Annotated in this window: 11 protein-coding genes; 2 read left to right on the top strand and 9 right to left on the bottom strand. The window is 55.6% G+C overall.

The window, feature by feature from the left end; translation table 11 throughout:
- Positions 1-16 precede the first annotated feature (16 nt).
- The 8 genes from NST84_RS10390 to hemE all read right to left on the bottom strand — a co-directional run bounded on the left by NST84_RS10390 (position 17) and on the right by hemE (position 8,127).
- On the bottom strand, positions 17-637 hold the full coding sequence (locus NST84_RS10390; RefSeq protein WP_342565501.1) for a TetR/AcrR family transcriptional regulator: 621 nt from the start codon (positions 635-637) through the stop codon (positions 17-19).
- A 61-nt stretch (positions 638-698) separates the two neighbouring features.
- Positions 699-1,499 carry a DUF92 domain-containing protein gene (locus NST84_RS10385; RefSeq protein WP_342566393.1) on the bottom strand — a complete coding sequence of 267 codons (801 nt, stop codon included), beginning with the start codon at positions 1,497-1,499 and terminating at the stop codon, positions 699-701.
- A 19-nt stretch (positions 1,500-1,518) separates the two neighbouring features.
- A complete protein-coding gene (locus NST84_RS10380) occupies positions 1,519-2,142 on the bottom strand; it encodes a fumarylacetoacetate hydrolase family protein (RefSeq protein ID WP_342565500.1) in 624 nt (207 codons plus the stop codon).
- Positions 2,143-2,181: 39 nt separating this feature from the next.
- Positions 2,182-2,913 carry a glycerophosphodiester phosphodiesterase family protein gene (locus NST84_RS10375; RefSeq protein WP_342565499.1) on the bottom strand — a complete coding sequence of 244 codons (732 nt, stop codon included), beginning with the start codon at positions 2,911-2,913 and terminating at the stop codon, positions 2,182-2,184.
- Positions 2,914-3,003: 90 nt separating this feature from the next.
- The gene (locus tag NST84_RS10370) at positions 3,004-4,320 is read right to left on the bottom strand and encodes a CapA family protein (RefSeq protein WP_342565498.1); all 1,317 of its coding nucleotides are present in this window, start codon (positions 4,318-4,320) and stop codon (positions 3,004-3,006) included.
- 327 nt (positions 4,321-4,647) lie between these two features.
- The gene (gene hemG / locus NST84_RS10365; RefSeq protein WP_342565497.1) at positions 4,648-6,099 is read right to left on the bottom strand and encodes a protoporphyrinogen oxidase; all 1,452 of its coding nucleotides are present in this window, start codon (positions 6,097-6,099) and stop codon (positions 4,648-4,650) included.
- Positions 6,096-7,046: a ferrochelatase gene (gene hemH / locus NST84_RS10360; RefSeq protein WP_342565496.1), complete on the bottom strand. Its 951-nt coding sequence runs from the start codon at positions 7,044-7,046 to the stop codon at positions 6,096-6,098. The genes hemG and hemH overlap by 4 nt, the downstream gene beginning before the upstream one ends.
- Before the next feature lie 19 nt (positions 7,047-7,065).
- Positions 7,066-8,127: a uroporphyrinogen decarboxylase gene (gene hemE / locus NST84_RS10355; protein ID WP_342565495.1), complete on the bottom strand. Its 1,062-nt coding sequence runs from the start codon at positions 8,125-8,127 to the stop codon at positions 7,066-7,068.
- 240 nt (positions 8,128-8,367) lie between these two features.
- Between hemE and NST84_RS10350 the strand changes: the two genes are divergently transcribed.
- The gene (locus tag NST84_RS10350) at positions 8,368-9,588 is read left to right on the top strand and encodes an MFS transporter (protein WP_342565494.1); all 1,221 of its coding nucleotides are present in this window, start codon (positions 8,368-8,370) and stop codon (positions 9,586-9,588) included.
- A gap of 16 nt (positions 9,589-9,604) precedes the next feature.
- Here the strand turns inward: NST84_RS10350 and NST84_RS10345 are convergent, their stop codons facing one another.
- Entirely contained in the window at positions 9,605-10,234 is a 630-nt protein-coding gene (locus NST84_RS10345; protein ID WP_342565493.1) for an O-methyltransferase, read from the bottom strand.
- Positions 10,235-10,424: 190 nt separating this feature from the next.
- On the opposite strand from NST84_RS10345, the gene NST84_RS10340 reads away from it, so the two are divergent.
- Positions 10,425-11,564 (top strand): class I SAM-dependent RNA methyltransferase, encoded by a 1,140-nt coding sequence (locus NST84_RS10340; RefSeq protein ID WP_342565492.1) that lies wholly within the window; start codon positions 10,425-10,427, stop codon positions 11,562-11,564.
- Positions 11,565-11,630: the final 66 nt, after the last annotated feature.

The following is an 11,630-nucleotide window of genomic DNA, read 5'->3' as shown; positions in this document are numbered from 1 at the left end:
ATAGTTTAGTAGCGGATTACGCTTCATCTTGTCTTTGTTCAGGCTGTACCTGTTCCTGCGCTTCCTTCAGACTGCCGAGCGCCCCGTGGATAAACAATCCTGCGGCGAACTCCGCCCGTTTGCGCGCATCCGCCTCCGTAAAGCCCGGACGCAGCATGATATCCATTTTGAGCCTGTCGAGCGTACCGATATAGGATTCCGCCAAAAGCTCAGGCTCTGCAGCACCGCTGTCCTGCATAACCTTCATCACAGCCTGCATGTACTCCTCCATAAACTGCGCCATATAGGCCATCAGCTCCGAATGATTGTTCGGCGCCCGGAAGAACAGCTTGGTGTGCTGCTTGCGCTCGTAATAATACATCAGATGGTGTTCTGCAATAACGGTTAGCTGTTCCTGCAGAGTGCCGCACCCCTTCAGTTTCAAATCCAGCTGCTCCAGGAACCCTTCACAATCACGCCGGGTGACAGCGAGAAACAGCTCTTCCTTGCTTTTAAAATACAGATAGACCGTTCCTTTGGCAATCCCTGCCTTCTCGGCCACTTCCGACATCTTCGTCTCGTAAAAGCCTCCTGAACCGAAGAGTTCATAGCCAGCATCAAGAATGGCTGTATGCTTGTGACTTACTGTGCTGCCCAACCGGTTCACCTCCACATCTTAATCTCCCCGCCCCTTGCGGAGCTGGTCAGCCAGCCTGCGGTCAGAGCAGGCGGACCAGCAGGGCGGCAGCCCCGCCGGCCAGCGTACTAAGCGCGTTGACGGCGTCATTGTTCATCCAGCGCCAGCCTCTGGCATGCACAGCAGGCTGTCCGCAGTGCCGCGAGGCCTCCACCTCGCGGCCGCATACAGTGCAGCGGTTCATCCGCTGCACTGTGGCCCCCAGGATCGAGTCGGCGAACGCGCCGGCGAGCCCGCCCAGCAGTCCTGCCAGCGTCAGCAGCAGGAACGGGCGCTCTTCCATGCCGGAGACCGCCTGCAGCAGCCAGGAGGCTGCACCGATCAGGACTCCGCCGGCTGCGGCGGCCAGCGTGCCCGGCAGTGAGACGCCGCCGGAAGTGCCGGCCGGCAGCACCTTGCCGGTCAGCACAGAACGCGGCGGCCGCTTAGCCAGCGTACCGATCTCGGTCGCCCACGTATCGGAGGTGACGGTAGCCATGACGCCGATAAACAGCAGCTCCCACAGCTCCAGCGGATACACCGCGTTCAGCAGAACCAGCAGCATGCCCATTCCGCCGTTGGCAAACACCTGCCCGGCATCTCTTGTGCCTGTTTTGTCATAAGTCAGCTCAAGCTCCGCCTTGTTCTCATGATGAAGCTTAGAGAGCAGGCTGGAGGAAATGAAAAAGATCAGCAGAATGCCGAACCAGAACGCATTGCCTGCCCCGAAATAAACCGTCCCCATTACAAAAGCAGCGATCGCGCCAGAGAAGCTGAGCGAATGTTTACGGTAAGCCGCCCCTGCCACCAGCATAGCGCCCAATGCGCCAATGATCCAAGACACCATTTAACGGCCAGCTCCTTTATCCGATGATGCAGGTGCCCAGCAGCCGCTCACCCCAGAACAGCTCGAAGGAATCCCCCGATACTACGGGTCCGACTCCGGCAGGCGTACCTGTAAAAATCAGATCATTTTTGCCGAGTCCGTATCTGGCAGCTATAAACTCAACAATTTTCTGAAGAGAGAAAATCATATTCTGTACATTTCCGCGCTGCACCTCGACCCCGTTTTTACGGACCGTAAAGTCAGTAGACTCCAGCTCCTCCTGCTCGGGAAAAGCAATGTACGGCGTGAGCGGAGCCGCATTTTTGAACCCTTTTGCCGCTGTCCAGGGCAGTCCCTTCTTCTTCAGATCATCCTGTACATCACGCAGTGTAAAATCCAGGCCCAGCGCCATTACGTCCACCAGCTCCTCGACACTCATACCGGGAACGTAGTCACGGGCAACGCGCAGCACCAGCTCTCCTTCATAATGAATCATCCCTGCATCCTGCGGAAGGTGAATGATAGCCTTATCCAGCGGTACCGCAGCATGGGACGGCTTCAAAAAAATCAGCGGCTCCTCAGGGACCTTATTGCCCAGCTCCTCCGCATGCAAAACGTAGTTACGTCCAACACAATATACGTTATTAATATCAGCAGCCATTTTGACTTCAGCTCTCTTCCCTTTAAATTGAAAATCTCTTCAGGCTTCCAAAAAAGTGTCGCCCCAGATATCCGGACGGTTCGTACAAATCATAATGTCCGAGTGCATCTCAGCCAGACGGCGCATTTCCTTGGCTTTGTCCACCGTCCAGGCCATCATTTTGACCCCCCGCTCGGCCAGCAGCCTGGCCAGGACCGGGTTAATCCGGGCAAAGCTGATCGAGAGAAAGGAACAATCCAGCTCCTTCACCTTGCGCGCAGGGTCACCCAGCCGGGAATCATAGATCAGTCCGGTGCGGAAGCGGGCATCCAGCTCTTTTACACGCTTCAGGACTCCTGCATCGAAGGAGGTCAGAACAACCTCATCGCGCATACCTTTGGAGTTGATCAGATCAATTACAGCCTTCTCCAGGCCGGGGTACATATCGCCGCTTGTCTTGAGTTCAATATTCAGCTTCAGCCTGCCGGACGCTAGCGTAAGCACTTCTTCCAGCGAAGGCACCTTCTCTCCGCGAAAAGCGCGCCCCTTCCAGCCCCCCGCATCCAGCCGCCGCATCGGCTCAAAATCCATATTTTTCACCTTGCCGTGCCCGTTTGTCGTCCGGTCCAGCGTGAAGTCGTGAATCACGACCGGCACACCGTCCCTGGTCAGCTGCACGTCAATTTCCATCCAGCTGACAAAAGGCAGGGCGAGTGCCATGCGTACAGCAGCTAATGTATTCTCCGGGGCTTTGCCGGAAAAACCGCGGTGGGCTACACATATGTTTTGCATCAGCATCAATCCCTCCAGCAGAAGTAGTCTGTCTACGGCAGCGGGTATAAGTGCAGCCTATGAAATGGAGCGAAAGCCGCCGGCTGTCGTTTATCTGCCTGCCTGGGTAACACGGCCGTCATTGCCGATCCGGATCAGGCCTGCAGACAGTGACTGCACTTTGTTCAGCAGCAGCTGTCCGTCGGCATCATTCATCGGCACCGGCCGGCCCAGTTCGGCATCCATCGGATGCAGCGTCAACGAGCATTGGCCTTTGATGCTGCACTCCGCCTGAAAGACCGCTGTTTCCCATGTTGCCGGCGTTGCGGAACGGGTAAAAATAAAATTCCCCGTACTGTAGGCAATCCACTTGCCTTTATACGGTTCAATACCCTGGAGGACATGCGGATGCCCCCCGATAACTAAATCGGCTCCGGCATCAATGAAGCTTCGTCCCAGCTTCTGCTGCGTGGAGTCATATTGCTCCACCCGCTCTTTTCCCCAGTGGGCCACTACCACAACGATATCGGCTTTTTTCTTCACAGCGGCAATTGTTTTGAGTGCCTCTGTGCTGTCATAGACAGCAGCCAGACCAGGTTTGCTGGCACCGGCGGTCCAGTTACTCTCCGGGATTACCCGGGTAAAGCCCAGCAGGGCAATTTTGATGCCGTTTCGTTCAAAATACTGGGCGGTATAAGCTTCCTTGCTGTTTTTTCCGGCACCGACGTAAGGAATCCCCCGTGTATTGAGGTGTTTCAAGGTGTCCAGCAGACCCTGCTCCCCCTGGTCCAGCGTATGATTATTGGCCAGATTGACCGCATCCACACCGGCGGCTTTCAGCGCATCCAGTGCCTCTGGAGCCCCTTTGAATACATACTGTTTGTTTGCGGCGCCAACGCCGCCGGTCGTAATCGGTGTTTCCAGATTTACAACCGTCAGATCATCCTTTTTGAACATTCCGTCTAGTGCAGAGTAGGAATAATTATAGCCCTGCTTCTGCAGCAGCTCTGCCACCTTACCGGCAAAGATCACATCTCCGGCAAAATTTAAAGTAACCGTCTGACCGCCGGCATTCTCGGGCAAACCGGAAGTTGCGCCGCCCTGGGCAGCATTGCTTCCCTGGTCAGGCTCACTATCCTCTGGTGAAGGCACCGGTGACGACGTTACCTCCGGCTCCGGCGTAGGCGTAGGTGATGGGGTTGCCTCTGGAGTAGGCTCCGGCGTCGGGGTCTGCGTTGCCGTCGGCTCCGGGGTTGCTGTGGCCTCCGGCTGCGGTGTAGCCGTTGCAGCCGGCTGAACCGCCGGAAGCTCCGGCGTCGATAATGGCGATGGTGACGGAGAGGCTGTGCTCTCTGCCGCCGGAGGTTCTGCGGCAGGACGGCTGCTGCGGTCTTCCGCAAAATAATAAGCTAGCATAGCGGTAATCAACAATAATAGACTTACGTTAATCCATGCCCAAGCCGGTCTGCGCCGGCGTTTTCTGCTATGATTGTCTTTCTCTTCACTCTGGGATCGCGGTGGAAGCATGAGTACAAATAATCTCCTTTATATATAAAAGTGTTTCTATTATAGCATATCTGATACATAGCCCTCCAAACCTTACAAAGGCTGGTGCTAATCTAGCAAAACACCCTATAGGACAAGCATGAGCCCGGCCGGGGCGATCGGGTCAAAGCAACGGGACTTTTACCCGCCGCCCCCACTGCTGCCCTTCAAAATACAAAAAAACGGTGAAGCCCGGCTTCACCGTTTCCTTTATCTGGCCGCCGGCTCAAGCTCGGTCTGGCCTTTGAGAGTAGCAGCCGCAGCACCGGCTGACTCCTTCGCCTGCCTGATGCAGTCCGGCAGGCCGATGGCATCATAGCCTGCGCCAAAAGCGTATACACCGGGCAGCTTCTGCGCCAGCTCGCTGCGAAGGCCCGCAATCCGGGCCGGATGGCCGACCGGATATTGCGGCATGGAGCGGCGGAGCCGGGTGATTTCCGCAAACAGCGGTTTGGCGGTAATCCCCATGATCTCGCGCAGATCCTTCAGCACCAGCTCGGTCAGGGCTTCATCCGGCAGCTCGACGTTCTGCTCGTCTCCGGAGCGTCCGACATAGCAGCGCAGCAGCACCTTATCATCCGGGCTGGTGTGCAGCCACTTGGTTGAGGTCCAGGTGCAGGCTGTTATATTGCGGCCCTCCTTGCGGGGAACCAGAAAGCCCGAGCCGTCATATTCCGTAACAATATCCTTCTTGGCAAAAGCTAATACTACATTGGCTACAGAAACGTAGTTAACGTCCTCCAGCGGCGCCACGTCAACATGCGGACGGAGCAGGCCGGCAGCGGCAAAATCCTGAACCGTAACGAAAACATCATCCGCCTGCAGCACTTCCCCGCTCTCCAGCTGCACGGCATAGCGCGGTGCGCCCGGCACTCCGCTCTCCTGAACCGCTGCCGCAGCCGTTCCGGTCCGCTGCTCAACATCATGCAGTTCCTGGATCAGCGCCTGCACAAGGCTCTGCAATCCTTTGCGGAACGTGAGAAAAGCGCTCTTCTTCGTCCCGGTATGGGTCTCCACCGGCTTGCGGCCGGTGGTCATTCCGCGGATCAGGCTTCCGTACTTGCGCTCTACCTCTCCGAATTGCGGAAAGGTGGCCTGGAGGCTGATCTTGCGCATATCACCGGCATAAATGCCGGCCAGCAGCGGCTCGGTCATATTCTCCAGCACCTCTGTCCCCAGCCGGCGCTCAATCAGCTCGCCAAGCGACTCATCCTCGGTGCTGCGGCGCGGCGGAAGTACATAATCGAGCATCGCCCGCATTTTGCCGCCGAAGGAGACCAGACCGCTCTGCAGAAACGGCTTCAGCTCAGTGGGTATGCCAAGCACAAGGCCTGCCGGCATCGGATGCAGCTTGCCCTTTTGCAGTATGTACGTCTTCTTGGCATTAGGATTGGTGGTTACCAGCTCATGGTCAAGCTTCAGCTCCTGAGCCAGCTCGACCATTGCTGTTTTTCGGGCCAGGAAGGAATCCGGGCCTTTCTCGATAACGAAGCCCTCGCGCTGCAGCGTTTCGATCTTGCCGCCGAGGACGTTTGCTTTTTCCAGGAGCACGATGTCAGGCTGCACGCCGACTTCCCGGTAATACTTGCGCACATAAAAAGCGGCGCTGAGGCCGCTGAGGCCTCCGCCGATAATTACTACTTTGCGGCGGGAACCGGTCATGGCTGGTTCACCTTTAATTCGCCCGCTTTCGCACGGACTACATCGCTAAGTACAGACATATAAGCCGGGTCGCTGTTGAGTGACTCGATGCGCATGAGACGCAGATCCAGCTCTGAAGCCAAAGCCTGGGCTTCAATATCGAGATCGTACAGCACTTCCAGATGATCGGATACGAATCCGATCGGCGCCGACAAAACATACTTCACTTCACTCTTCGCCAGCTCGCGCAGCGTATCAAGAATATCCGGGCCGAGCCACGGCTCTGCCGTTCTGCCTGCACTCTGCCATGTAAACTGCCAGTTGGTTACACCGGTCTGCTCCGCAATCGCCTCCGAGGTAGCCAGCAGCTGGTCCCGGTACGGATCGCCAATCGACAGAATCCGCTCCGGCAGGCTGTGGGCGCTGAACAATACACGGACGTCCCCGCGTGCCGCGCCGGTCTCTTCGAACTGGTCCAGCTTGGCCGACACCCGCCGGCTGAGTACATCGATCAGCTCAGGATGCAGGTGGTAGCTCTCCACGAATTCCATGGTGATCCCGCAGGCATCCGCTTTTTCTCGGGCACGTTTAATGTAGGTTCCCACACTCATTACCGAAAAATGCGGGGCCAGTACAATACCAACCGCCTGATTGATGCCGTCACGCACCATCGCCTCCACGCCGTCCTCGATAAAAGGCTGCGCGTGTTTCAAGCCCTGATAACACACATATTGTACATCTCCGCCTGATTGATTCAGCGTTTCCTGCAGCGCTTCAACCTGCCGGTCCGTATTTTCCCGCAGCGGGAATACGCCTCCGACAATCGCTTCATAACGGTCCTTCAGCTCCTTGAGCTGTTCTGCACTCGGAGCATGCCCGCGCCGGATATGAGTGTAATAAGCCTCTACTCCGTCCAGGCTCTCGGGTGTGCCGTAAGACATCACAAGTACACCAATTTTTGCAGTCATGAGTTCCAGCTCCTAATTATTAGATTTGCGGCTTGGCCGCCTGTTTCAGCGCCTGCTTCGAATAGTCATGGATATATTCCGTCAGCTCTCTTAGCGTATCCAGCGAAGCCTCGGGAAATAAGCCGTGCCCCAGGTTAAAAATGTATCCCGGCTCCCGGATTCCCTCGTCAATCAGATCCTTCGCCCGTTCCTTGAGCAGCTCCATCGGTGCAGTCAGCAGGTATGGATCAAGGTTCCCCTGGACAGCATAGCCCTCTCCGATTCTGCGTCTGCCTTCAGTCAGGCTTACACGCCAGTCCAGTCCGATTACATCGGTCTGCAGCCCCTTCAGGCTTGGCAGGAGCTCTCCTGAGCTTACGCCGGGAAAATAAATCTTCGGTACATCAAGATCCGAACATTCGGCAAAAATACGGGAAATCGTTGGCAGCACGTAACGCTCGAAATCACGCGGAGCCAGTGCGCCGACCCAGCTGTCAAACAGCTGGAACGCCTTGCCGCCGCTCTTTACATGGGCACGCAGATAAGTGATGACCATATCGCCCAGCTTATCCATCAGCTTTTCCCAGACGCGGGGCTGGCTGAACATCATTTCCTTGGTCCGGTGATAGCTCTTGGAAGGTCTGCCTTCAATTAAATAGCTGGCAATTGTGAAAGGAGCGCCGGCAAAGGTAATCAGCGGCACATCAAGCTCTTTGTCGAGAATAGCGATTGTCTCCAGCACATGGCCGAGATCCCCCTCAACATCGATCGGTTTCAGCCGGTCCACATCGGCAGCGGTCGCAATCGGGTTCTCGATGACCGGGCCGATATTCTTCACGATGTCAAAGTTCACACCGATTGAAGCTACCGGATTCATAATGTCGGAATACAGGATAGCCGCATCCACACCCAGCTTGCGCACAGGCATCAAGGTTACTTCAGCCGCAAGCTCCGGCTGGCTGCAAATTTCGAGCAGCGAGTATTTCTCCTTGATTTTACGGTACTCGGGATCATAACGGCCGGCCTGCCGCATGTACCATACGGGAACGTGGTCCGTCTCCTGCCGTCTGCAGGCGCGGATAAAAGTGTCATTGTAGGTCATGATAAGATCTCCATTAGCTTTAGATTTGATAGAATAGTTGCACACGCATATAACTTATTATGCCCCTTTTAAAAGATGGTAACAACCGTTCTCACCGCCCTAGAATGACAATCCAATGACATTACTATGACAAGTGTTGCACCGGGAAGCTTGAATTTTATGATATACTGATAGAATGTCAATTTTTCGTGAATATTTTTCGCAAACATTCTGAATCTGCTGAAAGGAAGTGAAAGCACTTTGAAGAATCGGGAGACCTGGAAAATCAACCTCATGGTGCTTTGGTTTGGCCAGTTTCTTGTAAATGCCGGTATGACTATGATTACCCCGTTCCTGTCCCTTTATCTCGCTAAAGATTTGGGTGTTACGGGCGACAGGGCGATCGGACTTTGGGCCGGACTTATTTTTGCCGCAAATTTCCTGACCTCATTTATATTCCAGCCGCTGTGGGGCAAGCTTGCCGACAAATACGGCCGCAAAATCATGCTGCTGCGCTCCAGCTTCGGCATGGCCATCGTCATCGTGCTGATGGGCTTCGCCCAGACTCCGATGCAGCTGTTGCTGCTCCGGCTGTTAAACGGAACGATCTCCGGCTTCAATCCGGCCTCTATTGCTCTGGTGTCAGGTACGACACCCAAGCACCGTATGGGCTTTGCCATGGGTCTGATGCAGTCAGGATCGGTGGCCGGGACTATCCTGGGACCGCTTATCGGCGGCCTTCTTGCTGACTGGATCGGGTTCCGCCCGATTTTTTATGTTGTCGGTGCCCTGCTGTTTGTAGCCTCACTGCTAGCCTTGTTCCTGGTAAAAGAAAAATTCAACCGTGTAGAAGCAGCCAAAGTGCCGCAGGTGTCTGTGCTTGAGGGCTTCAGGGAGCTGGCCAAGGTGCCGCAGCTGCCTGCCCTGTTCGGTGTAACCTTTCTGCTGCAGTTTGCGATGATCAGCCCGATGTCACTGCTGCCGATTTATGTGGAAAAGCTGCACGGCTCGGCCGTTAATATCGCTTTCTGGGCGGGAATGGTCAGCGCGGTAACCGGGATTTCCAACATGCTGGCCTCTCCGTTATTAGGCAAGCTGAGCGACAAGGTCGGTGCCCACCGCATACTGACGTATGCGTTAATTGGAGCCGCGCTGTTCCTGATTCCGCAGGCTTTTGTGACCAGTGTGTGGCAGCTGATTGTGGTCCGGTTCCTGATGGGTGTGTTTATGGGAGGACTGCTGCCGAGTGTGAATGCACTGATCCGCTCCTATACTCCTGACGGAAAAGAAAGCAGGGCCTTCGGCTTCAACAGCAGCACGCTGGCCCTCGGCAATATGCTTGGTGCGGTAATCGGCGGTTTTTTGTCGGGTTATATTGGCATTGAAGGCTTGTTCATCATCTCCGGCGGCTTCCTGCTGATTAATACAGTCTGGGTAAGGTTCAAGCTGTACAAGCCGGCCCGGCATCAATGGTTCCGCTAAGGCTGTGGCTCTGTGCCTACTTCACTATCGCCAGGGCCAGTCCGTCGTAAGCCGGCAGCAGGGTGCTGATCAGCCGTTCATCACTGGCGATCCGTTCATTGAAGCTCCGCACCGCCTGGATCGCAGGTCCATTACGTTCCGGATTCAGCGTACGGCCGCGCAGGAAAATATTATCTCCGGCAATAATTGCCCCCGGCGATGCCAGCCGGATTGCATACTCCAGATAGTCCGCATAGTTCAGCTTATCCGCATCGATAAAAAAGAAATCAAAGGTCCGGCCCTCCGCTTCCAGCTGCTTCATGCTGTCCAGTGCAGGGCCGATCCTGTATTCTACTGCTTCACCGAAGCCGGCTTTGGTTAGATGGCTCTGCGCCAGCTTCGCATATTCTGCCTTCAGTTCAAGTGAAGTCAGCTGCCCTCCGCCGGCGAAGCCGCGGCACAGGCAGATGCCGCTGTATCCGCCCAGCGCGCCTATTTCCAGAATGCGCGTGGAGCGCGAGAGGCGGACGAGCATGGCCAGCAGCCGTCCGTAACCCGGGGCAACGGAGACCTCAGGCATGCCGCTAGACACAATCGCTTTTTTTACCTCAAGCAATAATTCGTCTTCCTGGTACAACATTTCACTGTATTCTTCCTGATTGAGCATATGTATTCTCCTTTGATATTGTGAAGTCCCGCGCATTCCCCTATACTTATAAGGATTGGACAGGCCAAGCTTTACTAAGCGTATGCATGTATAGGATGAAGAGGGCACAGGGTACCTCTTTAACTGTCTGCTTTTCTTATTGTACTGGCTGGGAGCAACCATCTACAAGCTAAACGGAGTTGAACACAAATTGGGTAAATTACAACTAATCGCCACAGCCCCAATGGGGCTGGAGGCTGTAGTAGCACGCGAATTAAACGAATTGGGTTATGAGACCACAACCGAGAACGGCCGGGTCTTGTTCAGCGGAGATCTTATTGATATCTGCCGCTGTAATTTATGGCTGCGTACCTCTGACCGGGTCTTAATCAAAATGGGCCAATTCCCCGCCCGGACCTTCGACGAACTGTTTGAAGGCGTCAAGGCTATTAACTGGGAAGACTGGATTCCCGAGAACGGCGAGTTTCCGGTGGAAGGACGGTCCCACAAATCCCAGCTTACCAGCGTACCCGCCTGCCAGGGGATTGTCAAGAAGGCGATTGTCGAGAAGCTGAAGCAGTCCTACCGGACGGAATGGTTCCCGGAAAATGGCCCGCGTTATGTGGTCGAAGTCATTCTGCTGAACGACATCGCCCTGATTACGCTGGACACCACCGGTCCTGCGCTGCATAAGCGCGGCTACCGCCGCCAGGCAACTGAAGCGCCGCTGAAGGAAACAATGGCTGCCGCCCTCATCCAGCTCAGCCGCTGGAACGGCCACCGGCCGCTGTATGATCCGTGCTGCGGCTCCGGCACGCTCCTGATTGAGGCAGCGATGATCGCCTGGAATATTGCACCGGGCCTGCGCCGTTCGTTTCCGTCCGAGCACTGGCCGGAGATTCCGAAGCGTCTATGGGAAGAAGCCCGCGACGAGGCATTTGATGCTGTACGTGATGATTACCCGCTGCAGCTGACAGGTACCGACATTGATCCGGCAGCAATCGAGATTGCCGAAGCTGCTGCCAAAAGCGCAGGCCTGGCCGGCGAGATCACATTCAAGCATATGGCCGCCGCTAAGGCGCGTCCTGAAGGCGAATACGGCTGTATCATCACGAACCCGCCTTACGGCGAGCGGATCAGCAATGACAAGGAAGTGGAGAAGCTGACCCGCCAGTTCGGCGAGATGATGCTGTACCTGCCGACCTGGTCCTTCTTCGCGATCAGTCCCTACAAGGAATTCGAGCAGTACTACGGCCGCAAAGCCGACAAACGCCGCAAGCTCTACAACGGCCGGATCGAGTGCCAGTACTATCAGTACCTGGGCCCGCTCCCGCCGCGTAATCAGCAATAAGGGACCGCTCAAGAGCCTTAGACCACCGCAGCTTCGCTGTTCGGGTCTAAGGCTCTTTTTATTACT

This window comes from Paenibacillus sp. FSL R7-0345 (assembly GCF_038595055.1).
Taxonomy (GTDB): Bacteria; Bacillota; Bacilli; order Paenibacillales; family Paenibacillaceae; genus Paenibacillus_AQ.
The sequence above is the reverse complement of the archived record's forward strand: the minus strand, read 5'-3'. Positions and strand labels throughout refer to the sequence as shown.

Excerpts from the sequence above, each read along its gene's own strand:
- NST84_RS10380 (WP_342565500.1), bottom strand. The coding sequence starts at position 2,142 with ATGGCTGCTGATATTAATAACGTATATTGTGTTGGACGTAACTACGTT.
- NST84_RS10375 (WP_342565499.1), bottom strand. The coding sequence starts at position 2,913 with ATGCAAAACATATGTGTAGCCCACCGCGGTTTTTCCGGCAAAGCCCCG.
- hemG (WP_342565497.1), bottom strand. The coding sequence starts at position 6,099 with ATGACCGGTTCCCGCCGCAAAGTAGTAATTATCGGCGGAGGCCTCAGC.
- hemH (WP_342565496.1), bottom strand. The coding sequence starts at position 7,046 with ATGACTGCAAAAATTGGTGTACTTGTGATGTCTTACGGCACACCCGAG.
- hemE (WP_342565495.1), bottom strand. The coding sequence starts at position 8,127 with ATGACCTACAATGACACTTTTATCCGCGCCTGCAGACGGCAGGAGACG.
- NST84_RS10345 (WP_342565493.1), bottom strand. The coding sequence starts at position 10,234 with ATGCTCAATCAGGAAGAATACAGTGAAATGTTGTACCAGGAAGACGAA.